22 protein-coding genes are annotated in these 20,937 nt (G+C 67.1%); 9 read left to right on the top strand and 13 right to left on the bottom strand.

The genetic code is table 11. The annotated features are described in order from the left end of the window. Positions 1 to 44 precede the first annotated feature (44 nt). Positions 45 to 647: a hypothetical protein gene (locus tag ACWIEX_RS16460; protein ID WP_454034081.1), complete on the top strand. Its 603-nt coding sequence runs from the start codon at positions 45 to 47 to the stop codon at positions 645 to 647. A gap of 134 nt (positions 648 to 781) precedes the next feature. Here the strand turns inward: ACWIEX_RS16460 and pth are convergent, their stop codons facing one another. The 8 genes from pth to ACWIEX_RS16420 all read right to left on the bottom strand — a co-directional run bounded on the left by pth (position 782) and on the right by ACWIEX_RS16420 (position 8,470). Beyond that, positions 782 to 1,396, bottom strand: a complete 615-nt coding sequence (gene pth, locus ACWIEX_RS16455) for an aminoacyl-tRNA hydrolase (protein ID WP_454034080.1) — start codon at positions 1,394 to 1,396, stop codon at positions 782 to 784. 150 nt (positions 1,397 to 1,546) lie between these two features. Beyond that, positions 1,547 to 2,167, bottom strand: coding sequence for a 50S ribosomal protein L25/general stress protein Ctc (locus ACWIEX_RS16450; protein WP_454034079.1), 621 nt, complete (start codon positions 2,165 to 2,167; stop codon positions 1,547 to 1,549). Positions 2,168 to 2,302: 135 nt separating this feature from the next. Next, complete coding sequence (locus ACWIEX_RS16445) at positions 2,303 to 4,156, bottom strand: putative bifunctional diguanylate cyclase/phosphodiesterase (RefSeq protein ID WP_454034078.1); 1,854 nt, start codon at positions 4,154 to 4,156, stop codon at positions 2,303 to 2,305. A 108-nt stretch (positions 4,157 to 4,264) separates the two neighbouring features. Further along, positions 4,265 to 4,828 (bottom strand): VUT family protein, encoded by a 564-nt coding sequence (locus tag ACWIEX_RS16440; RefSeq protein ID WP_454034077.1) that lies wholly within the window; start codon positions 4,826 to 4,828, stop codon positions 4,265 to 4,267. After that, positions 4,825 to 5,547: a 7-cyano-7-deazaguanine synthase QueC gene (gene queC / locus ACWIEX_RS16435; protein ID WP_454034076.1), complete on the bottom strand. Its 723-nt coding sequence runs from the start codon at positions 5,545 to 5,547 to the stop codon at positions 4,825 to 4,827. The genes ACWIEX_RS16440 and queC overlap by 4 nt, the downstream gene beginning before the upstream one ends. An 11-nt stretch (positions 5,548 to 5,558) precedes the next feature. Beyond that, a complete protein-coding gene (locus tag ACWIEX_RS16430) occupies positions 5,559 to 6,503 on the bottom strand; it encodes a ribose-phosphate pyrophosphokinase (protein ID WP_061969495.1) in 945 nt (314 codons plus the stop codon). A gap of 193 nt (positions 6,504 to 6,696) precedes the next feature. Continuing rightward, positions 6,697 to 7,257, bottom strand: coding sequence for a hypothetical protein (locus ACWIEX_RS16425; protein WP_454034075.1), 561 nt, complete (start codon positions 7,255 to 7,257; stop codon positions 6,697 to 6,699). Between the two features lie 61 nt (positions 7,258 to 7,318). Further along, complete coding sequence (locus ACWIEX_RS16420) at positions 7,319 to 8,470, bottom strand: M24 family metallopeptidase (RefSeq protein WP_454034074.1); 1,152 nt, start codon at positions 8,468 to 8,470, stop codon at positions 7,319 to 7,321. Positions 8,471 to 8,611: 141 nt separating this feature from the next. Between ACWIEX_RS16420 and ACWIEX_RS16415 the strand changes: the two genes are divergently transcribed. The 6 genes from ACWIEX_RS16415 to ACWIEX_RS16390 all read left to right on the top strand — a co-directional run bounded on the left by ACWIEX_RS16415 (position 8,612) and on the right by ACWIEX_RS16390 (position 14,153). After that, the gene (locus ACWIEX_RS16415; protein WP_047577935.1) at positions 8,612 to 8,866 is read left to right on the top strand and encodes an accessory factor UbiK family protein; all 255 of its coding nucleotides are present in this window, start codon (positions 8,612 to 8,614) and stop codon (positions 8,864 to 8,866) included. Between the two features lie 590 nt (positions 8,867 to 9,456). Continuing rightward, on the top strand, positions 9,457 to 9,963 hold the full coding sequence (locus tag ACWIEX_RS16410) for a type III secretion system chaperone family protein (protein WP_454034073.1): 507 nt from the start codon (positions 9,457 to 9,459) through the stop codon (positions 9,961 to 9,963). 116 nt (positions 9,964 to 10,079) lie between these two features. Further along, entirely contained in the window at positions 10,080 to 10,901 is an 822-nt protein-coding gene (gene proC / locus ACWIEX_RS16405; protein ID WP_454034072.1) for a pyrroline-5-carboxylate reductase, read from the top strand. Between the two features lie 66 nt (positions 10,902 to 10,967). Beyond that, entirely contained in the window at positions 10,968 to 11,705 is a 738-nt protein-coding gene (locus ACWIEX_RS16400; RefSeq protein WP_454034071.1) for a TetR/AcrR family transcriptional regulator, read from the top strand. Between the two features lie 121 nt (positions 11,706 to 11,826). After that, positions 11,827 to 13,797 (top strand): methyl-accepting chemotaxis protein, encoded by a 1,971-nt coding sequence (locus ACWIEX_RS16395; protein ID WP_454034070.1) that lies wholly within the window; start codon positions 11,827 to 11,829, stop codon positions 13,795 to 13,797. Continuing rightward, the gene (locus tag ACWIEX_RS16390) at positions 13,794 to 14,153 is read left to right on the top strand and encodes a tRNA-binding protein (RefSeq protein WP_454034069.1); all 360 of its coding nucleotides are present in this window, start codon (positions 13,794 to 13,796) and stop codon (positions 14,151 to 14,153) included. The genes ACWIEX_RS16395 and ACWIEX_RS16390 overlap by 4 nt, the downstream gene beginning before the upstream one ends. On the opposite strand, the gene ACWIEX_RS16385 is transcribed toward ACWIEX_RS16390, so the two are convergent. Together ACWIEX_RS16385 and ACWIEX_RS16380 are read right to left on the bottom strand one after the other, a co-directional pair. Continuing rightward, a complete protein-coding gene (locus ACWIEX_RS16385) occupies positions 14,150 to 15,076 on the bottom strand; it encodes a pyridoxamine 5'-phosphate oxidase family protein (protein WP_454034068.1) in 927 nt (308 codons plus the stop codon). The genes ACWIEX_RS16390 and ACWIEX_RS16385 overlap by 4 nt on opposite strands. Then, positions 15,066 to 15,704: a glutathione S-transferase gene (locus ACWIEX_RS16380; RefSeq protein WP_454034067.1), complete on the bottom strand. Its 639-nt coding sequence runs from the start codon at positions 15,702 to 15,704 to the stop codon at positions 15,066 to 15,068. Before ACWIEX_RS16380 ends, ACWIEX_RS16385 begins: the two co-directional genes overlap by 11 nt. Before the next feature lie 99 nt (positions 15,705 to 15,803). Here ACWIEX_RS16380 and ACWIEX_RS16375 point away from each other — a divergent pair, with 99 nt between their 5' ends. After that, positions 15,804 to 16,703, top strand: a complete 900-nt coding sequence (locus ACWIEX_RS16375; RefSeq protein ID WP_454034066.1) for a LysR family transcriptional regulator — start codon at positions 15,804 to 15,806, stop codon at positions 16,701 to 16,703. 8 nt (positions 16,704 to 16,711) lie between these two features. Here the strand turns inward: ACWIEX_RS16375 and ACWIEX_RS16370 are convergent, their stop codons facing one another. From ACWIEX_RS16370 to ACWIEX_RS16360, 3 genes are all read right to left on the bottom strand, one after another. Continuing rightward, entirely contained in the window at positions 16,712 to 18,109 is a 1,398-nt protein-coding gene (locus ACWIEX_RS16370; RefSeq protein ID WP_454034065.1) for an ATP-binding protein, read from the bottom strand. A gap of 56 nt (positions 18,110 to 18,165) precedes the next feature. After that, positions 18,166 to 18,909 (bottom strand): response regulator, encoded by a 744-nt coding sequence (locus ACWIEX_RS16365; RefSeq protein ID WP_061969476.1) that lies wholly within the window; start codon positions 18,907 to 18,909, stop codon positions 18,166 to 18,168. Positions 18,910 to 19,186: 277 nt separating this feature from the next. Then, positions 19,187 to 19,690 carry a MarR family winged helix-turn-helix transcriptional regulator gene (locus ACWIEX_RS16360; protein WP_454034064.1) on the bottom strand — a complete coding sequence of 168 codons (504 nt, stop codon included), beginning with the start codon at positions 19,688 to 19,690 and terminating at the stop codon, positions 19,187 to 19,189. Positions 19,691 to 19,872: 182 nt separating this feature from the next. On the opposite strand from ACWIEX_RS16360, the gene ACWIEX_RS16355 reads away from it, so the two are divergent. After that, positions 19,873 to 20,760: a branched-chain amino acid aminotransferase gene (locus ACWIEX_RS16355; RefSeq protein WP_454034063.1), complete on the top strand. Its 888-nt coding sequence runs from the start codon at positions 19,873 to 19,875 to the stop codon at positions 20,758 to 20,760. Positions 20,761 to 20,937: the final 177 nt, after the last annotated feature.

The raw sequence follows: 20,937 nt of genomic DNA, 5'->3' as shown, positions 1-20,937 counted from the left end.
GCTGGATCGGGCGGGCCGCCTGCTGCGGCGCTCGGAGCCTCGTCATGAACCGTTTTCGTCTTGCGTTCGCCTTGTCGGTCTTCGCCCTTGCCGGCGCAGCCATTGCTCAGGCGCCGGGGACGCGGCTGCGCGGCACGGTCGAGCGTCTGGAAGGCATGATGCTGCAGCTCAAGGCGGCAGACGGGCGGGAGCTCAAGGTTGCGCTTGCGCCCGGCTTCTCGGTCGGCGGCATGGTGGCGGCGAAGGCGACGGATATCGCCAAGGGCAGCTTCATCGGCGTCGGCGCCAAACCGCAACCGGACGGCACACTGCTTGCCGTGCAGGTCGTGATTTTCCCGGAAGCGATGCGCGGTACGGGCGAGGGGCACCGGCCCTGGGGCGTGCTGCCGGATGCGACCATGACGAACGCGACCGTGGCCGAAACGGTCTCGCGGGTCGACGGTGCCAATCTGGTGTTGAGCTATCCCGGTGGGGAGCAGAAGGTCGCAATCACGCCGGAGGCGACGATCCTGATGGCGGCACCGGCCGAGGCCAGCGAGCTCAAGCCCGGCGCGCAGGTGGCGATGACGGCGAGCCGGCAGGCCGATGGCAGCTACAGCACGGGCCGCGTCACCGTGGCGAAGGCGGGTGCCAAGCTTCCTTTGTAGCTCCACAACCGCGGAGTCATCCCGGGCTTGACCCGGGACCCATTCCGGAGTGCGGCCGATGAGGGTTCAGGAATGTATCCCGGATCTCCGCTGCGCTCCGTCCGGAATGACCCGTGTTTTCACGTCAGGGAAAATCAGTCGTCGCTCTTCTCGCCGAGCCGCTTCACGCTGGCGTGGCCACGCGCATCCATGAAGAGATGCACCTTGTTCTGGAAGCCGGCATCGTCATGGGCGGCGAGGAGGGCCGCATGGTCGGCACAGGCCGCGCAGAGATCCTCGACCCAGGGCTGCTCGGCCTTGCCGAAATCGTTCAGCACGTAGCTGTGCACCAGTTCCTTCAGGCCGGGATGGCCGATGCCCATCCGCACGCGGCGATAGTCGTTGCCGATCGTAGCCGTCGTCGAGCGCAGGCCGTTATGCCCGGCATTGCCGCCGCCGAGCTTGACGCGCAGCTTGGCGGGGGCGAGGTCGAGCTCGTCATGGAAGACGACGATATCGGCCGGAGCGACCTTGAAGAAGCGCGCGGCCTCGCCGATCGCGCGGCCCGACTCGTTCATGTAGGTCTGCGGCTTGAGCAGGATGACCTTCTCGGTCCCGATCGTCGCTTCGCAGGCCTCCGCCTGGAAACGGGTGCGCCAGGGCGAGGCGCGGTGCAGACGCGCGATCTCGCCAAGGGCCATGAAGCCGATATTGTGGCGGTTGCGGGCATAGCGCGCGCCGGGATTGCCGAGGCCGGCGAAAATCAGCATGGCGGGGCTCCGCAGACTTGTTCGTTCGGCATCGGATCGGCCCGAAGGCCGGAAACCGCTTTTCGGTTCGATGCCATAGCAAAACGGCCGGGAAACCCGGCCGTCTCGTGAGCGCTCCAGGTGAAAGCGGCGCCGGCTGGCGCCGTTTCATCAGGCCTTGGCTTCGGGCGCGGCTTCCTCAGTCTCGGTGACCTCAGGCTCGGCCTCGACGGTCGGGGCAGAGACCGTGACGATCGTGGCGTCAGCACCGATGGAGAGCTTGGCGCCGGCCGGGAGCTTGATCGCGTCGGCATGGACGGAGTCGCCGACGTTCAGGCCGGCAACCGAAATGTCGATGGAGTCCGGGATGTTTTCCGGCTCGACGGTGACTTCGAGAGCGTGCTCGATGATCTGGACCAGGCCGCCGCTCTTGACGCCCGGGCTGGCTTCCTGACCGGTGACGTGGACCGGGACCTGGACCGTGACGGTCTGGCCCTTGGCGACGCGCAGGAAGTCGACATGGATCGGGAAATCCTTGACCGGGTCGAGCTGGTAATCGCGCGGAATGACGCGCTGCTTCTTACCGGCGACGGCGATCTCGAAGATCGTGGTCAGGAAGTGGCCGCCGAAAATCAGCTGGCGGGTCTTGTTGGCGTCGAGCGCGATGGCTTCGGGAGCAGCGCCCCCACCATAGATCACGGCAGGCGTCTGGCCCTGGCGGCGAACAGCACGGGCGGCCCCCTTGCCGACCTGTGCGCGCGCCGAAGCCTCGATTTGCTTCACGGCGGTCATGTTGGATGTCCTTGACTTGTAAATGACAAGGCCGCCTCGTGGCGGCCATCGGATTTATGCGTTCAGAGCCTCCAAGGGTGTCAGCCGAACGCAGGGGTGCTCATAGGCGAAAACCGCCGCGATCTCAAGCCCGGCTCAGGCGGCGTTCGCGACGGGGCCGCGCGTGGGGGCGGTCGCTTGGACCGGCTGGGCGAAGCGCTGCAGCCATTCACGGATGATCGAGGCTGGAACCGGCGGCGAATAGAGGTAGCCCTGGCCGAGGCTGCAGCCCATTTCGCTGAGGCGCTCGGCCTGCGCCTGCTTCTCGATGCCCTCCGCGACGATCTTCATGCCGAGGCGGCGGGTCATCGTCAGCAGGGCCTCGATGATGATCTCGCTGCGGGCGCCGCTGTCGATCGAGCCGACGAAGGAACGGTCGATCTTGATGATGTCGATCGGGAAATCGAGCAGATGGGTCAGGGAGGCGAAGCCGGTGCCGAAATCGTCTAGCGCGACCGGCGAGCCATTGGCGCGCAGCGCTTCCATGGTACGCGCGACGCCGTCCTTGCGCCCGCCCATGAAGACCTGTTCGGTGACCTCGATCACGAGCTGCCGCATCGGTACGCCGGCCTTCTCCAGCGTGCGGGTGGCGCGCTGGACGAGGTCGCCCTTCTGGAAGTCGGCCGAGGTGACGTTGACCGCGACATGCTGGAAATTCAGGCCGCTCGCGCGCCACTCGGCCATGTCGGCGGCCACCGCCGTCAGCATCTGGGTCGTGGTGCGATGGGCGATCTTCGGATCGCGCAAGGCGTCCTGGAACTCGCCGGCAGCGATGATGCGGCCGTCGTCGAGGCGCATCCGGGCCAGGGCCTCGAGGCCGACGACCTCGTTGGTGTCGAGGCGGATGACCGGCTGGTAATAGGGGATGATCCGGTCGTCGCCGAGGGCGCCCGCGACATCCCGGCGGGTGCGGATGCGATGCATCATCGCGCTGCGCAATTGCCTGCGAAAGCGGACATAGCGGCCGCGCCGGGTTTCCTTGGCATGGTAGAGCGCGAGGTCGGCGTTCTGCCGCAGCGTGACGGTGTCCTGGCCGTCCTCGCCGGCGATGACCCCGCCGATGGTGATGCCCGGCACGAGGCTGTGGCCGTCATGGTCGAGCGGCACCGCGACCGCCGCCATCGCAGCCGAGGCGAAGGCACGCATACGCGCCGGTTCCCTGCAATCGGGGACGAGAACGGCGAACTCGTCGCCGCCGATCCGGCAGGTGAGGCAGCCGGCCAGCGCGACGTCGAGCCGCCGGCCGACCACGGCGATCAGGGCATCTCCGGCGGCGTGGCCGAGCGTGTCATTGACCGTCTTGAGATGATCGATGTCGATCAGCATCAACCCGTAGCGGCGGCCGGCTGCGCTCATCTCCGCGATGGCGCCGTTGAACTGGCTGCGGTTCGGCAGCCCGGTCAGCGTATCGAAATAGGCGAGGCGGTGATTGCGGGTGCGGACTTCGTCATGCTCGATGGCGATGGCGCAGAGATGGACACAGGTCGCGACGATCTGGCGTTCGAGGGTTCGTGCACGGCGAGGTGTCCTGAAATAGAAGGCGAAGGCACCGACCACCCGCCCATCGCGCGCCTTGATCGGCGTCGACCAGCAGGCGCGCAGGCCGAGCGGCAGGGCGAGATCGGTATAGGCCCGCCAGAGTGGATCGGTGGCGATGTCGGTGACTTCGACGGGCTCGCCGCGGAAGATCGCGGTTCCGCAGGAGCCGACCTCCGGGCCTGCCGGCACGCCCTTGATGGCGCCGACATAGTGCGGGGGCAGGCTGGGCGAGGCGAGAGGCTGGAGGCAGCACTGGTTGTCGATGGCGACGACCGAGCAGATGACGCCGGGCGAGATCGCCTCGGCGCGACGGCACAGGCGCTCCATGCATGCGATCAGAGGCTCGCCGCGCGCGATATCTTCAAGAATATCGTTCTGCAGAGCCTGCAGGCGGCCCGAAGGTCTGGTCACGGAGTTCCCGACAGAGTGCTCGTCGAAGAACCCCGATCCTGGCGCAAATGCCTTAAACTCAGATTGAGGCGACGCCTCAAACTTTACGCGGCGGCGCGATGCCTGGAATCAGGCGGCGACCAGGCCCAGCCGCTCGTCGCGGCGGCGCAGGAGATGCATCAGCGGCAAGGCGAGCAGCACCATCCAGGCCTTGCCGATGATCTGGCCGGCCAGGAAATCGAGGCTGCCGAAGGCGAGATGCAGGAAGACGAAGCTGTCGACGACGAGGCCGATCACGCTCGACGCGAAGACCGCCGTGACGAAGCGCCGGCGCTGCAGCGGCGTGTAGACCGCGAAATCGGCGAGCTCCGACAGCAGGAAGGCCGCGACCGAGGCCAGCACAATGGCAGGCGGGGCGAGCATCGCGGAGATCAGGGTGCCGACCGCGATGGCGCCGAGACCGGCGAGCGGGCCAAGGCGGCGCTGGACGATGTCGCGCAGCACCAGGGCAAGGCCGACCATCAGGACACCGCTCGGCGCCATCACGCTCGGCCAGACCGGGACGAGGCAGGGCCCATTCGGCACGCAGACCGCGCCGGCATTGCCGATCATCCAGTTGGCGGCGGGAATGGTCAGGCCGAACAGGACGAGGGCGATAACGCCTTCCGTCAGGCGCTGGCGGTCACGGGTCATAGGTCAAGTCCGCTGTCGTCGGGGGCTGCGAGATAGGCAGCGAAGCCTTTTGATCGCAAATCGCAGGCCGGGCAATGGCCGCAGTCATAACCCCAGCCATGCCGGGTCGTCCTGTCGCCGAGATAGCAGCTATGGCTCTCCTCGATCACGAGATCGAGCAGGGCCTGGCCACCGATGGCGCGTGCCAGCGCGAAGGTCTGCGCCTTGTCGCGCCACATCAGCGGCGTATGCAGCACGAGCCTGCGGTCGAGGCCGAGGCTCAAGGCCACCTGCATCGCCTTGATCGTGTCGTCGCGGCAATCGGGATAGCCGGAATAGTCGGTCTCGCAGACACCGAGCACGACGTGCTTGAGGTCGCGGCGATAGGCCAGCGCGGCGGCGAAGGTCAGGAAGATCAGGTTGCGGCCGGGCACGAAGGTCGAGGGCAGGCCGGCATCCGTGAAAGCGATCTCGGTCTCGCGGGTGAGCGCCGTCTCGGAGATCGCGCCGAGGGCCTTGAGGTCGACGACATGGTCGGGGCCGAGCCGCTCGGCATAGCGGGCCGAGAGCGCAGGCAGCTTGGCGCGGATCGTCTCGCGGCATTCCATCTCGATGCGATGGCGCTGGCCATAGTCGAAGCCGATCGTCTCGACCGCGTCGAAGCGGTCGAGCGCCCAGGCGAGTGTCGTCGTGGAGTCCTGGCCGCCGGAGAACAGGACGAGGGCGCGGGAATGACCCAAGCCGGAACCTCTCAGTCGAACAGGCTCGACACGCTGGTCTCGCTCGCGGTGCGCTCGATCGCCTCGCCCATCAGGCCGGCAATCGAGATGACGCGGATATTACGCGCGACCTTCACGGCCTCGGTCGGCATGATCGAGTCGGTGATCACCAGTTCCTTGAGCTTGGACGAGGCGATGCGGGCGACTGCGCCGCCGGAGAGCACGCCATGGGTGATATAGGCGAAGACCTCCTTGGCGCCCTGTTCGAGCAGCGCATCGGCCGCGTTCACCAGCGTGCCGCCGGAATCGACGATATCGTCGATCAAGATGCAGGAGCGGCCCTCGACCGAGCCGATGATGTTCATGACCTCGGATTCGCCCGGCCGGTCACGGCGCTTGTCGACGATGGCGAGCGGGGCGTCGATGCGCTTGGCGAGCGCGCGGGCGCGCACCACGCCGCCGACGTCCGGCGAGACGACCATGGCGTTCTTCCATTCCAGCCGGTCCTTGATGTCGCGCGCCATCAGCGGGGCGCCGAACAGGTTGTCGGTCGGGATGTCGAAGAAGCCCTGGATCTGGCCGGCATGGAGATCGAGCGTCAGCACGCGGTCGACGCCGGCATGGGTGATCAGGTTGGAGACCAGCTTGGCCGAGATCGGCGTGCGGCCCGACGCGCGCCGATCCTGGCGGGCATAGCCGAAATAGGGGATCACCGCCGTGATGCGGCGCGCCGAGGAGCGGCGCAGCGCATCCGTGATGATCAGCAGTTCCATCAGGTGGTCGTTGGTCGGGAACGAGGTCGACTGGATGATGAAGACATCCTGTCCGCGCACGTTCTCCTGGATCTCGACGAAGACCTCCATGTCGGCGAAGCGCCGGACGGAGGCCTTGGCGAGGGGAATGCTGAGATGGTTGCAGATCGCCTCGGCCAGCGGACGATTGGAGTTGCCGGCGACGACTTTGAAGTGAGAGGCCATGCCGTAGCGCACCGTTGCATCAAGGCTGAGCAGGGGGCCGGCATTGCCGGCTCAATTCGAACGGCTCTTAACAGCGCGGTCGGATGGAGTCGACCGCTGCAGTGCAATATCGGCGATCAAAAAGCGCAGGGCGCTGCGCCGTGACCCGGAAACCACTGCCGCAGCGTCGCTGCACAGCGGGCCGTGCGTCGCCTCAGCTCTTCTTCGGATCCGTCGCAGCGACACGGGTGCCCGGCTTCGCGGGTTTGCCGGCCTTGTCCTCGGTCTTGAGCGTCTCGACGGCGGGCGTGGTCACGAGAAAGCCCGCGATCGCATCCATCGAGTCGGAGGCGGCCTTGGCGACGATCGTCTGGTCGATACCGGCCCAGGGATCGGAACCGCCGCTGCGCTTGCCGATGCTCTCGCCCTGCACGCGCTGGGCGCGCTGCTTGGTCGAATCATAGACATCCCAGACGAAGGCGAGCGAGGTCTGGCCGTCCTCGGTCGGCTGTGCCGTGAGGTAGCCCTTGACGCGGAACCGCGCCGGCTTGTTGCCGGGGACGATCTCCATCTTGCGCTCGGCCGCCGCCTCGCCGAGCAGGCCGGCGAAGCTGGCGGTGACGTTTTCCGGCGCGCCGGAGATGCTCTGGACCGAGACCGGGACGCCCGGCGCATCGACGCGCGGGCGGGCCGCGGTCTGGGTGGTTTCCTGGCAGCCGGCGAGCGCCAGCGCGAAAACCGGCCCCAGAACGAGGCCGCTAAAACGGTTGATCATGACGCCTCCCGCCCTTTGGGCTGTGGACTGCTTCGAGATTCCCTGCGCCGCTGTTCTAGGCTCAACGGATGACGAGGTCCAGATCGGGCAGGTTGAGCGTCTCGGCGCCCGCTTCGCCGACCAGATAGGTCCGGCCCAGGCACATCGCGGTTTCGCTGGCGGAATCCATCAGGATCATATGGGCGAACATCACCATGCCCGGCACGATCGGCCAGTCATTGGCCTCGTAGAACATCGGCCAGTCCATCCAGGACGGCGTGAACTTGGCGCCCAGCGAATAGCCGCAGGCATTGAGTCGGTGCTGTGAAAGGCCGTGCTCATCGAAGACGCGGGCATGGGCGGCGAAGACGTCGCCCGCAGCGCGGCCGGGCTTCAATTCGGCCTCGCAGGCGAGCAGCGCGTCGCGAGCCGCCGCATGATAGGAGCGGTGCAGCGGGCGCGGCTCGCCGACGATCACCGTGCGCATCGCAGCGACATGATAGTGCCGGTCGGTGCCGGCGAATTCGAGCGTGATCTGGTCGGTGGCATCGAGCCGGCGTCGGCCGGATTTGTAGCGGCAGAGCAGGGCGTCGCGGCCGGAGCCGATGATGAATTCGTTGGCGGGATAGTCGCCGCCGCCGGCAAAGATCGCATTGTGCTGGGCGGCGAGGATTTCGCCCTCGTCGGCGCCGGCCCGGATCGCCGCCAGCGCCGCGTGGTCGGCGGCATCGGCCAGCACGGCGGCGCGCCTGACATAGGTGATTTCCTCGGCCGATTTCACGGCGCGCAGGCGCGTGACGATCAGCGAGGCGTCGACGAGTTCGGCCTGCCCGGCGAAGCGGGCTTCGAGCTTGCGATAGTTGGATGCGACGAGGCCGTAGGATTCGAACTCCACGCCGATACGCTTACCGGCGAGCCCGAGATCGCGGCTCAGCGCGAGCAGGTCTGCCGCCGGATCGGCATCACGGCCATCCTTCCAGATGCGGATATCCGTGAGATTCGATGTCTGCTGTGCCTGCCGGAGATCGGCGGAGCGGGTCAGCAGCGCCATGGTGCCGTCGGCTTTGACCACGAGGCACTGGAAGAAACAGAAGCCGAAGGTGTCGTAGCCGGTCAGCCAGAACATCGATTCCTGCTGGAACAGGAAGAGCGCATCGAGACGATCTTTCTGCATCGCGGCCAGCAGGGCCTCGCGGCGGCGGGCGAATTCGGCGGGCGTGAAATGCAGGGCCATGGCGCTAGTCCTCCGGGCGGTTGCGCATGTGATCGCGCCGGCGCGCCGCGGGCAAGCCCGACAACCGGTCGCAATTGCGGGTCTTGCCCGCGCTGCCTATAGGCTGTCGTCAGAGCGTTTCGCGCCTTAAGGGAGAGAGCCATGGTCAACCCCGGCAACCGTATCCTCGACGACATCGCCCGCCTCGCCACCGATGCCGCCGGCGCGGCGCAGGGCGTGCGGCGCGAGGTCGAGACGGTGGTGAAGACGCAGATCGAGCGCCTGCTGCGCGATCTCGACGTCGTCACCCGCGAGGAATTCGAGGCGGTGCGCGAGATGGCGCTGATCGCCCGCGAGGAGAACGACAAGCTCGCCGCGCGGCTGAAGGCGCTGGAGGAGAAGCTCGGCAAGGCCTGAGAATAAGCCGGGGTTGCTTCAAGCGACCCCCGGTTGCTCCAAGAGCCTCCAACTCAATCCGGAGGGGTCTCGACGCCGGCAATTCGTCCGCTCCGCCAGGAGCGGGGTGAAGCCGATACCCGTCGGTATCGGCAAGCGCCGCGACGCCGCGGACGGTCGAATTCCCGGCGCCGGAGGTGGGCTTTGGAGGGCCGCCTGCGGCGTCGGACCGACTTGCCGATATCGATGGATATCGGCTGCGCGCTCCTCCTGGCATTCGACTCCTCCAAAACCCATCGAGACCCCTCCGGATTGAGTTGGAGGCTCTTAGGTTATGTCCACAGCCATGTGCTGTGGACAGCCCTCCAGAGGGATTGAGCCCGCCGGCCGAATCCGCGGAGCTTGGCGCCGTGTTGGGAGCGTCACAGCGCCTGCGCTATCGTCGGTGGAAAGAATTGATTCGTCGGGCGGATTCGTCCTGCCGCGCCGAATGGGAGCGCCTCCTGTCGAGGGGTTCCGGAGGTGTGTTGCGCTCCTTCGGCTTTCCAGTCGCCGTGTTCCTGTTCTCGAACGCGCCGGAGCCTTTCGCTCCGGAAGGTGGACCCTAGGGCATGATGGACCTCGATATGGATGCCGAGCTGGATCGGCCTTCCAACCCGCTTGACCTGTTTGAACGCCTCGCCGCCCTCAACGACTGGTCATTCGATCGCGACAGCGAGGATGAGCTCTCGGTCTCCGTGACCGGCGGCTGGTCGGAATACCATGTCGCGATCACCTGGCTCGCCGAGGTGGAAGCGCTGCATATCGCCTGCGCTTTCGACCTCAAGGTGCCGGAGCGGCGGCGTAGCGAGGTGCTGCAGCTCGTCAGTCTCGTCAACGAGCAGCTCTGGCTCGGGCATTTCGACCTCTGGAGCAGCGAAAGCGTGGTGATGTACCGCCATGCCCTGCTGCTTTCCGGCGGGGCCGAGCCGACCGAAGAACAGGCGATCGCACTGGTCAAGGCCGCGGTCGAGGCCTGCGAGCGCTACTATCAGGCCTTTCAGTTCGTCGTCTGGGCCGGCAAGACCGCGAAGGAAGGCATGGAGGGCGCGATCCTGGAGACGGTCGGCGAGGCCTGAGGCCGTGCCGACGCCATGGCCGGGCTTGACCGGGCCACCTCTTGCAGGCTCTGGTCCTGAACATGCTCAGGCGCCAGCCCGGCATGACGCCCTGTTCCCAAGCGACGAGAACCGCCATGACCGCTTCCCTGCCGCAATCGCTCGTCCTCATCGGCGCCGGCAAGATGGGCGGCGCGATGCTGGAGGGCTGGCTGCGCATCGGCATCGATCCGAAGGGGATCAGCCTGATCGACCCCAAGCCGTCGGACGAGATGGTCGCGCTCGCCAACGACAAGGGCATGCGGCTCAATCCCGCTGCCAGGGACATTCCCGCCGCCGATGTCGTCGTGCTGGCGACCAAGCCGCAGATGCTCGATACGGCCGCTCCGGCGGTGCAGGCCTTCATCCATCCCAGGACGCTGCTGATCTCGATCCTCGCCGGCAAAACGCTGGGCGACCTGGCGGCGCGCCTGCCCAATGCCAACGCGGTCATCCGCGCCATGCCGAACCTGCCGGCCGCGGTGCAGCGCGGCGCCACCGCTGCGGCTCCCGGCAAGGGCGTGAGTGCGGCGCAGCGCGCAACCGCTGACGCGCTGCTCGGCAGCATCGGCAAGGTCGAATGGCTCGACGATGAGGGGCTGATCGATGCGGTGACGGCAGTGTCGGGCTCCGGACCGGCCTATGTTTTCCATCTCGTCGAATGCCTGGCCGCTGCGGGCAAGGAAGCCGGCCTGCCCGCCGATGTCGCGGAGCGTCTGGCGCGGGCGACGGTCGAGGGAGCGGGTGAGCTGTTGTTCCAGTCGCCGCTGCCGCCCGGCACGCTGCGCCAGAACGTGACCTCGCCGGGCGGGACCACTGCGGCGGCGCTCGAGGTGCTGATGGCCGAGGACGGCATGAAGCCGCTGATGCGCAAGGCGGTGGCTGCTGCCAAACGTCGCGCCGGCGAGCTTTCCGGCTGAACCGCCTTCCACCCGCCACGATAGCGGCCTAACCTCTTCACATCGCGAAGCGAGAGGAGCTGCCCCATGGCCCGCAAACCCGTTTCCACCCCGCCCGAGGCGGCGCCGCCCGCGGCCGATCCGCGTCGTCGCGCCGTCGATGCGCTGATGAAGCTTGCCGTCGAGCGACGCTGGGACGAGATCGAACTGCCGGATATCGCGACCGAGGCCGGACTGACCCTGGCGCAGTTGCGCGGGCTGTTCCCGTCCAAGCTCGCCATGCTCGGCGGCGTGACCCGCATCGTCGACGATGCCGTCCTCGCCGGCTCCTCGGACGACCTCGCCGGCGAGCCGGTCAAGGAGCGGCTGTTCGACCTCGTGATGCGCCGGCTCGATGCGATGGCGCCTTACAAGGCGGGCCTGCGCAAGATCGCGCCGGCCATTCGCCGCGATCCCATGGCGCTGGCGGCGCTCAATCGCGGAGCCGTCAATTCCTGGCGCTACATGCTGGCCTCGGCCGGCATCCCGACCGAGGACGCGCTTGGGGCTCTGCGCGTGCAGGGCGCGGTTTTGCTGATGGCGCGCGTCTCCGAAGCGTGGCTCGACGATGACGAGCCGGAGCTGTCGAAGACGATGGCGCGGCTCGACCGCGAGCTGAAGACGGCGGGGCGGATCATGGCGCGCGTCGAGGATGTCCACCGGCTGACGGCGCCGTTCCGCGGGCTGGCGCGGGCGATCTGCTCCGGGCGGCCGCTGAAGGCGCGCCGGCGCGAACGGGCCTCCGAGCGCGGCGAGGACAACGAGGATTACGCACCGGCGATCTGAGCGCCCAACGGGTTCCTCACGCCGCCTGCGACAAAATGTGGCGAAACTGCGCCAACGTTAAGCGTGTCTTAGCCAATCCTGCGCGAATGAGGGGAATTCCCCCATCGCGCAGGATACGCGAATGTCGTTCACCAGGAAGCTAGCGACCCTTTCGATCAGCCGTTCCTTCGGCCTGATCGCGGCCTTGGCCGTGCTGATCGCCGTAGGCAGCGTCGGCTATACGCTGAATGCCGCCCGCAATGAGATGATCACGCTCAAGCGGGCCGAGATGAAGAATGCGGTCGAAGCCGCGGCGACGACGGTCAAGGGCTATCTGGCGCGTGTCCAGAGTGGCGAGCTGAAGGATGAGGATGCCAGGAAGCTGGCGATGGATGCGCTCGGCAGCGCGCGCTTCGACAGCGGGAACTATTACTTCCTCATCGATTATGACGGCATCAGCGTCCTGCACGCCAACAAGAAGATCCAGTCGACGGACATGAAGCCGCTCAAAGACGCGGACGGCAAGTTCTTCGTCCAGGAGATGGTCACACTGGCGAAGGCGAAGACCGAGGGCTTCGTCGACTATGGCTGGCTCAAGGCCGGCGACAAGGAGCCTTCGCTCAAGATTTCCTACATCATCGGCATCCCGCAATGGCAGTGGGTGGTCGGCTCCGGCCTGCATGTCCAGGATGTCGATGCGGCCTTCATGAGCATGGTCGGCGGCGTCGCCAAGGTGCTGGTGCCGCTCGGCCTCGTCATGCTCGGCCTCGTCATCATCCTCAGCCGCCGCGCCTCCGGCATGCTGCAATCGCTGCGTGGCTCGATGGAGGAGCTGGCCGCGGGCCAGCTCGACACCACGATCGCGCATCAGGAACGGCCCGACGAGATCGGCGCCATGGCGCGCACGCTGGTCGTCTTCCGCGATGCGGCCCTCACCAAGGAGGCGATGGAGACCGACAAGCTCAGGATGGAAGAGGAGGCTGCCGGGCATCGCAGCGCCGCCGATGGTGAACGACGGCGCAACGAGGCCGACCGCGCCGAGCATGCCCGCGTCCAGGCCGACGTGGTGCTGGCTCTCGGCCAGGGGCTGGAGCACCTCTCGGATGGCGACCTGACCTACCGGATCGAGGACGCCTTCTCGGCCGAATACGTCAAGCTCAAGGACAACTTCAACGGCGCCATCGCCAAGCTGCAGGACGCGATGCGCCAGATCGCGACCAATACCGAGAGCATGAAGGCGGGCTCGACCGAGATCAGCCAGGCGGCGGACGATCTCGCCAGCCGGACCGAGCAGCAGGCCTCCTCGGTCGAGGAGACCGCGACGGCGCTCGATGAGCTCACCGCGACGGTGCGCCAGACGGCGGAAAGCGCGCGCCTCGCCAACCAGGCGACGGAACAGGTCAAGACCGAGGCCGAGCAGTCGACCAGCATTGTCCGCGACGCGGTGACGGCGATGGGCGGCATCGAGAAATCGGCCCAGGAAATCTCGCAGATCGTCGGCGTCATCGACGAGATTGCCTTCCAGACCAACCTGCTCGCGCTCAACGCCTCGGTCGAGGCGGCGCGGGCCGGCGATGCCGGCAAGGGTTTTGCGGTCGTGGCTTCCGAGGTCCGTGCGCTGGCGCAGCGCTCCGCCTCTGCCGCCAAGGAGATCAAGACCCTGATCGACGCCTCGACCATCGAGGTCGAGAAGGGCGTCACGCTGGTCGGTCAGACCGGCGGCGCGCTGCAGCGCATGGCGTCCGAGATCACCCGCGTCACTTCGCTCGTCGCCGAGATCGCCAGTGCGGCGCAGGAGCAGGCCTCGGGTCTCCAGGAGGTCAATTCCGCTGTCGGCGAGATGGATCAGGCGACCCAGCAGAACGCCGCGATGGCCGAGCAGTCGACGGCTGCCGCGCATTCGCTGTCGCAGGAAGCCGACCGGCTCTCCTCGCTGGTCGCGCGCTTCCAGCTTGGCGGCGACGTCGCAAAGCTCAAGGCGATCTCGCAGACGATGCGGGCCGCCGTCGCTGCGGCGCCGCGCCCGGTGGCTCCGCGCGCCAAGGCTTCCAGCGGCAGCGCCGCTACGGCGCCGAGGCCTGATGCGCGCGACGACGGGTGGGCGGAATTTTGAGCACGCCTTCCGAACCTGCCGCCCAGATCGGCTTCGATGATTTCCTGAAGGTCGATATCCGCGTCGGCACCATCGTCGAGGCCGAGCCTTATCCGGAGGCGCGCAAGCCCTCGATCAAGCTCGTGATCGATTTCGGCGGCACGGTCGGCCGGAAGAAATCCTCGGCGCAGATCACGAAGCACTACCGGCCGGAGGATCTCCCCGGCCGGCAGGTCCTCGCGGTGGTGAATTTTCCGCCGCGCCAGATCGGCAAATTCATGTCGGAAGTGCTGACGCTTGGCATTCCCGACGCCGAGGGCGAGGTCGTCCTGATCGGGCCGGGGCACGAGGTGCCGATCGGCGGGCGGCTCTTCTAAGCAGCGGCCGACCACAGGCCGGTCTGCAAGGTGGTCGGCGCAAATTCCGGTGCCGACCAGCGCAACGGCAGTGCGTGGGCCCGGCGCCAGCCGTGCCTGATATGGAAACGCCAGAGACGCTCGGCGCCATCGAGCTGGGCCAGCTCCGGCCCCTGCCAGACGATCTCCGTCTCACCCTGCAACTGCAGCAGCATGCCCGTCGCGAAATCGACGAAGAGCAGCGCGGCCCGCGGCTGCTGCAGCAGGTTCCCGAACGTGTTGAAGTAGTTGTTGCCCGAGAAATCCGGGATGGTGAGCGTGTCGCCATCGATGCGCACGAAGCCGGGCCGGCCGCCGCGATGCGAGATGTCGACGCCGCTGGGTTCGCTCCCGGGCGCAGCGGCGCTGGCGATGAAGAGCGTATCGGCTCCGGCGATCAGTGTCCGCGCCTGCGCATCAAGCCCGGACAGCTCCATGGGCGACGCGGCAGGCTCATTGCCATCCTGAACCCGGTTGCGGACCTGGATATACTTTGCGCAGTTGCCGAAGCTCTGGGCCACCGCAACCGTGAAGCCATCCGTACCGACGGTCTCGATCCGGCCATTGGCGCGGTTGCGGCGACGGGTCTCCAGTTCGAGCCCGAGCAGGCCGATGGGGCCGCCCGGCCGGAGCGCTTCGAAGGCCGGATCACCGCTGGCGGGCAGGCTTGCGATCGACAGCGTGGTCGGGGTCGGGCTTCCGACAAAGCCGGGCTCGGCGGCCAGCACGGTCGCCAGCGGCCAGCCGCCCGAGTCAAGCACGCCGGCGAAGAGCCAGGGGAGCTGCCCGAAGAAGATGCGGTGCTGATCCGGCATGAAATCGCGAATGCCGGCACCGCGAGCGGCGACGCCGGCCAGTGCCTGCGCCGCCAGTTCACCGGCATGGAAAGGGCCGTCAGGCAGCATCGTCGTCGAGCTCTGCGGGGAGGGGCGAAGGCGGGATCGGCTTGAAGAAGGGCAGGGCCCCGATGCGCGCGAGCCAGTTCCGCACGGCCGGATAGGGCTTCAGCGAGATGCCGCCTTCGGGCGCATGCGCGACATAGGAATAGCAGGCGAGATCGGCGATCGTCGGATGGGTGGTGGCGAGATAGTCGCGCGCCGCCAGATGCTCTTCCATGAAGGCGAGCAGCCGGGCCGCGATCCGCTGCGCGCGGGCCTTGTCGTCCTTCAGGCCGAACTGGGTGATCAGGCGCGCGATCGAGGGGCCGTGCATGACCTCGCCGGCGGCGATCGAGAGCCAGCGCTGGACATTGGCTGCGCCGATGGGATCGAGCGGCAGCCAGGCGCTGTCCGGGGCATAGCGCCGGACCAGATAGACCATGATCGCATTGCTGTCGGCGAAGGTGAGGTCGCCGTCCTGGAGGACCGGAATCTGGCCGAGCGGGTTGAGCTTGCGGAAGGCATCGCTCCGCCGGACATCGGCCGGGGCCTCTTCGTTGCGATAGGGCAGGCCAAGCGCGAGCAGCAGCAACTCGACGCGGTGAGCATGACCCGAAAGGGGCGTTCCGTGGAGGATGATCTCTGGTGACGGCATAGCGGTTCTCCTGCTTCTGCCGGGCATCATGATCGTTTCGCTGAACCGCCGTAATCTGCTATCGGTTGAACTCAGAATTTCAATCGTCGGAACGATGTAATGGACCGGATCGAGGAGCTGGCGATCTTCGTCGCGATCGTCGATGCCGGCAGCCTTGCCGGTGCGGCGCGGCGGCTGCGCAAGTCCCGCCCGGCCGTGACGCGCGCGCTTGCCGGGCTGGAAGAGCGGGTCGGGACACAACTGATCGCGCGGACGACGCGGCGCCTGACCCCGAACGATGCCGGCCGGGAGCTTGCGGCGACGGCGCGGCGCCTGCTCGCCGATTACGAGGCCGCGCTCGGTGTCGCGGCTGCCGAGCCGGTCAGCGGTCTTCTGCGCATCACCGCGCCGCTCTCCTTCGGCCGGCGGCATGTCACGCCGCTGGTGAGCGAATTCCTCGACCGTTATCCGCAGGTGCAGGTCGAACTCGTGCTGGCCGACCGGAACCTCGACCTGATCGAGGAGGACCTGCAGCTTGCGGTCCGGATCGGCCCCTTGCCGAACTCCGGCCTGCTGACGCGCAAGGTCGGCGAGGTCCGACGCATCCTCGTTGCCGCGCCGTCCTATCTCGCCAACTGCCCGCCCTTGCGGCGACCGGCCGATATCGCCGCGCATGAGACGATCGCGAGCGTCGCCGCCAACCAGACGCTGACCTGGCGCTTCGGTGGGCCGCGTTCAGGCAGCGCCGTGGTGCTGACGCCGCGCCTGATCGTCAACGAGGTGGAATCGGTGCTGATCGCGGCGCGGGCAGGCCGGGGGCTGGCGCGGGTGCTGTCCTATCAGGCGGCGGATGATCTCGCGTCGGGAGCGTTGGTGCGGCTGCTGCCGGAATTCGAGCCGCCGCCGCTGCCGGTGCAGCTCGTGGTGCCGGGTGGCCGGCAGCCGTCGCCACGCGTGCGGGCCTTCGTCGACCATGCGGTGGCGCGCTTGCCGGCGCTCGCGCCGATCGGCGCCGGCTGAGAACGATCCTAGACCGGCAAGCGGACCGTTGCGCGCAGGCCTCCGAGCGGCGAATCGCCGAGTATGATGTCGCCGCCATGGGCGCGGGCGATATCGCGTGCGATGGCGAGGCCAAGGCCGGTGCCGCCGCCATCGACATTGCGGGCCTCGTCGAGCCGGAAGAAGGGGCGGAAGACATCCTCGCGCTGGTCCGGCGGGATGCCGGGGCCGTCATCGTCGACCATCACGATCAGGTAGCGCGCGTCATGGGTCGCCCGGATCGCGATGCGGTCGCCATAGCGGGCGGCGTTGGAGACGAGGTTGGTCAGCAGCCGGCGGAAGGCGTCCTGGCGGATCACGACCAGCGGATCGCCGATTACCGTCAGTTCGGTCTGGTGGCCCTGACGCTCGGCATCGGACTTCAACTCTTCGAGCAGGGAGCGGATGTCGGCCTCGACGGCGGTCTCGCCGGCGTCGCCGCGGGCGAAGGCGAGATAGTCCTCGAGCATGCGGCTCATCTCGTCGACGTCCTTCTCGAGCGCCTCGATTTCCGCGGAACGCTCCATCAGGGCGAGCGAGAGCTTGAAGCGGGTCAGGATGGTGCGCAGGTCGTGGCTGACGCCGTTCAGCATCGTCGTGCGCTCGCCGATCGAGCGCTCGACGCGCCGCTTCATCTCGATGAAGGCGTTGCCGGCGCGGCGGACCTCGCGGGCGCCGCGCGGCCGGAAATCGGCGTCGCGGCCCTTGCCGAAGGCTTCCGCCGCATCGGCGAGCTTCAGGATCGGGCGGATCTGGTTGCGCAGGAACAGCACCGCGATGGTGAGCAGGATCAGCGACGTCCCGATCATCCAGAGCAGGAAGATGTGGCTATTGGAGGCATAGGCCGAGTTGCGCCTTGTCAGGATGCGCATCACGTCCTTGCCGAGCTTGATGCGGATCTCGATCAGGCTGGAGCGGCCGACCGTGTCGAGCCAGAAGGGGCGAGCGACCTGCTGGGACAACTCGGTCGAGAGCGCGTTGTCGAGCAGGGAGAAGAACGGGCGCGGCCCCGGCGCCGGCAGGTCGGAATCGGGGATGATGTCGAGGTCCATGCCGAGCCGCTCGGCCGCGATGCGCGATAGCGTCGCGGTGTCGGCATCCTGCGGATAGCTTTCATAGACATCGATCAGCATGGCGATGTCGGCCGAGACGGCCGAGGACAGGCGCTGCGTCACGGTCTGCCAGTGCCGCTCCATGAAGACATAGGCGATGACCGATTGCAGCAGCACGACCGGCGCGATGACGATGACGAGCGCGCGCGGATAGAGCCCCTTGGGCATATAGCGCGCGATGACCTGCAAGGGCCGGCCGATGCGCTTGATCGTCGGTCGCACGGCCTTGCCGAGCGTATCTAGCGCGCGTTCCAGCCCGGCGTAGACGCGTGTCATCAGCCGCATGCCGGAGCGCAGCGCGGATGGGCCTTTCCTGCCAGGTTGCAGCGGCGTCACGAGCGGTCCGTCACCAGCCTGTAGCCGACGCCGCGCACGGTCTGGAGATAGAGCGGGTCGGTCTGGTCACGCTCGATCTTGCGGCGCAGACGGTTCATCTGGACATCGACGGTGCGGTCATTGGCGGCCGAGCCCTGCGCCGCCAGCTCCTCGCGCGGCACCACCTCGCCGGCGCGTTCGGCCAATGCCGTCAGGATCTCGCGCTCGCGCTCGGTCAGGCGGATGGTCTCCTCGCCCTTGCGCAATTCGCCGCGCGCCAGCCCGTAGATGAACGGGCCGAAGCGAACGAAATCCGGCCGTGTGCCGGATTGCGCGGCCTCGACGACCAGCGTGCGCTTCAGGATATTGCCAAGCCGCAGCAGCAATTCGCGCGGCTCGAAGGGTTTCGAGAGATAGTCGTCGACGCCGATTTCCAGGCCGTTGATGCGGTCCTTGCCGTCGGCGCGGGCGGTCAGCATCAGGATCGGCACGGCCGAGCCGCCGCGGAAGCGGCGCGCGAAATCGAAGCCGTTCTCGCCCGGCATCATCACGTCGAGCACGATCGCGTCGAAGACGAGGTTGCCCAGCCGCGTGTCGGCCTCGGCCGCATTGGCCGCCGTCGTCACCCGGAAGCCGTTATCGCCGAGGAAGCGCCCCAGCAATTCGCGCAGGCGCCGGTCGTCGTCGACGACGAGGATATGCGGGGCCTCGTCGGGCAGCGGCTTGCGGGCCGGCTTCGCCAGGGTCTCGGTTGCGATCATCCTCGCGCCTTCTCTCCTGCGCCGGTCTTGGGCCGGCGCGCTCGCGGTGCAGGGCTCCCATAGCATAACGCAGGGAACCGGTCGCCGCTAAGACGGCATGACGATCGTTCTTGGATAGCGCTACCCTTGTCATTCCGGGGCTTCGCGCAGCGAAGAACCCGGAACCCACGACTGGGTGAGCGGCTAGCGACTCGGGATCGAATGTCTCACCCAGTCGTGGGTTCCGGGTTCGCGCCTGCGGCGCGCCCCGGAATGACAAGGGGTGCAGCCGAGATTGCTAAGGCTTGTCGAGAAGCCGTTCCACCTTCGGCCGCTCGGCCGGGTCGATCAGGGCGGCGAGATAGCGCGCAGCGATGGCCGCCGTCTCGGGGTTGGCGCCTTCGAGGGCGCGGTTGATGCGCTTGGCCTGGAGGCGGACGAGGCGAAGCGCCAGGTCCTGGCCGGAGGCCGTGGTGTGGAGATGACGCTGGCGCTTGTCCTGCCGGCCGGTGCGCTGCTCGATATAGCCCTTTTCGACCAGTTCCTTGAGCACGCGGTTCAGGCTCTGCTTGGTGATCTGTAGGATGTCGAGCAGCTCGGCGATGGTCAGGCCCGGCCGGCGCTGGACGAAATGCAGGACCCGGTGATGGGCACGGCCGAAGCCGTAATCGGCGAGGATGCGGTCGGGATCGCCGACGAAGTCGCGATAGGCGAAGAAGAGCAATTCGATCAGATCGTGGGGCACCGCCTCGGAGGAAGGCCTGAGCGGCAGGTCGTCAGCATCGGAAGGGGATGGGGCCAAAACACGTGTCCAAAAATTTGGGTCAGCCTTATTGACATATCTCAGACGGAAGATTACCGGTCAAGGGCGCTGAGCGAACGATTATTTCAAAGCGTCTCGCTGCAACGCAGCTTTAGACCCGCGCTTGCGTTCCGAAAACGGCTGTGCCGGAGTTCCGGAAACGAGCACCCAGGAGAAGGTCCATGTCAGTCATTCCTTTCGACCAGCGCGATGGCGTCATCTGGTTCGACGGCAAGCTCGTGCCGTGGAAGGACGCCAAGATTCACGTACTGACCCATGGACTGCATTACGGCTCCTGCATCTTCGAGGGCGAGCGCTCCTATGACGGCGTGATCTACAAGTGCACCGAGCACTCGCAGCGCTTCCACAAGTCGGCCGAGATCATGGATTTCACGATCCCCTATTCGGTCGCCGAGCTCGACGAGGCCAAATATCTCTGCCTGAAGGAAAACGGCCTGAAGGACGCCTATATCCGCCCGGTCGCCTGGCGCGGCTCGGAGATGATGGCGGTTTCCGGCATGAACAACACGATCCACACCGCGATCGCCGTGTGGGAATGGCCGAGCATGTTCGACATGGCGGCGAAGCTGAAGGGCATCCGCCTCGACGTCGCCGACTACCGCCGGCCCGACCCGGCCTGCGCGCCGGTCCATGCCAAGGCGGCGGGCCTGTACATGATCTGCTCGCTCTCCAAGCACAAGGCGGAGCGCGGCGGCTATGCCGACGCGATGATGCTCGACTGGGAAGGCAATGTCGCCGAATGCACTGGCGCCAACATCTTCTTCATCAAGGACGGCGTGATCCACACCCCGCTGGCCGATCGCTTCCTGAACGGCATCACCCGTCAGTCGGTGATCGACCTCTGCCGCCAGCGCGGTTTCGAGGTGGTCGAGCGGCGCATCCGGCCGGAGGAGCTGGAGAGCTTCAACGAGTGCTTCATCACCGGCTCGGCCGCCGAGGTGACGCTGGTCGCCGAGATCGGCCCGTACAACTTCATCACCGGCAACATGGGCAAGGTGATCATGGAAGATTATTCGGCGGCGGTGCGCCCGCAGACGAAGGCGGCGTAGGGGGCCATCAGCCCCGGAAGCTTTCCACCATTCGCGAGCGGGCCCCGGCCGTGAGCCGGGAAGCGATCACCACACGATTGAAGAAGGGGCCGCAGCAATGTGGCCCCTTTCGTGTTTCTCGTGTCCTGAAGTTCGAAGCTCGTCGCTGCGGATGTCTCGAAATGACGGCGCCCTGCC

It is taken from the genome of Allobosea sp. NPDC055353 (assembly GCF_053644975.1).
The sequence above is the reverse complement of the archived record's forward strand: the minus strand, read 5'-3'. Positions and strand labels throughout refer to the sequence as shown.

Excerpts from the sequence above, each read along its gene's own strand:
- ACWIEX_RS16380 (WP_454034067.1), bottom strand. The coding sequence starts at position 15,704 with ATGCCGTCACCAGAGATCATCCTCCACGGAACGCCCCTTTCGGGTCAT.
- pth (WP_454034080.1), bottom strand. The coding sequence starts at position 1,396 with ATGCTGATTTTCGCCGGCCTCGGCAATCCCGGCGCGCGCTATGCCCGC.
- ACWIEX_RS16355 (WP_454034063.1), top strand. The coding sequence starts at position 19,873 with ATGTCAGTCATTCCTTTCGACCAGCGCGATGGCGTCATCTGGTTCGAC.
- ACWIEX_RS16425 (WP_454034075.1), bottom strand. The coding sequence starts at position 7,257 with ATGATCAACCGTTTTAGCGGCCTCGTTCTGGGGCCGGTTTTCGCGCTG.
- ACWIEX_RS16430 (WP_061969495.1), bottom strand. The coding sequence starts at position 6,503 with ATGGCCTCTCACTTCAAAGTCGTCGCCGGCAACTCCAATCGTCCGCTG.
- ACWIEX_RS16365 (WP_061969476.1), bottom strand. The coding sequence starts at position 18,909 with ATGATCGCAACCGAGACCCTGGCGAAGCCGGCCCGCAAGCCGCTGCCC.
- ACWIEX_RS16395 (WP_454034070.1), top strand. The coding sequence starts at position 11,827 with ATGTCGTTCACCAGGAAGCTAGCGACCCTTTCGATCAGCCGTTCCTTC.
- ACWIEX_RS16415 (WP_047577935.1), top strand. The coding sequence starts at position 8,612 with ATGGTCAACCCCGGCAACCGTATCCTCGACGACATCGCCCGCCTCGCC.
- ACWIEX_RS16410 (WP_454034073.1), top strand. The coding sequence starts at position 9,457 with ATGATGGACCTCGATATGGATGCCGAGCTGGATCGGCCTTCCAACCCG.
- ACWIEX_RS16460 (WP_454034081.1), top strand. The coding sequence starts at position 45 with ATGAACCGTTTTCGTCTTGCGTTCGCCTTGTCGGTCTTCGCCCTTGCC.
- ACWIEX_RS16385 (WP_454034068.1), bottom strand. The coding sequence starts at position 15,076 with ATGCTGCCTGACGGCCCTTTCCATGCCGGTGAACTGGCGGCGCAGGCA.
- ACWIEX_RS16440 (WP_454034077.1), bottom strand. The coding sequence starts at position 4,828 with ATGACCCGTGACCGCCAGCGCCTGACGGAAGGCGTTATCGCCCTCGTC.
- ACWIEX_RS16400 (WP_454034071.1), top strand. The coding sequence starts at position 10,968 with ATGGCCCGCAAACCCGTTTCCACCCCGCCCGAGGCGGCGCCGCCCGCG.
- proC (WP_454034072.1), top strand. The coding sequence starts at position 10,080 with ATGACCGCTTCCCTGCCGCAATCGCTCGTCCTCATCGGCGCCGGCAAG.
- ACWIEX_RS16370 (WP_454034065.1), bottom strand. The coding sequence starts at position 18,109 with ATGACACGCGTCTACGCCGGGCTGGAACGCGCGCTAGATACGCTCGGC.
- ACWIEX_RS16450 (WP_454034079.1), bottom strand. The coding sequence starts at position 2,167 with ATGACCGCCGTGAAGCAAATCGAGGCTTCGGCGCGCGCACAGGTCGGC.
- ACWIEX_RS16420 (WP_454034074.1), bottom strand. The coding sequence starts at position 8,470 with ATGGCCCTGCATTTCACGCCCGCCGAATTCGCCCGCCGCCGCGAGGCC.
- ACWIEX_RS16375 (WP_454034066.1), top strand. The coding sequence starts at position 15,804 with ATGGACCGGATCGAGGAGCTGGCGATCTTCGTCGCGATCGTCGATGCC.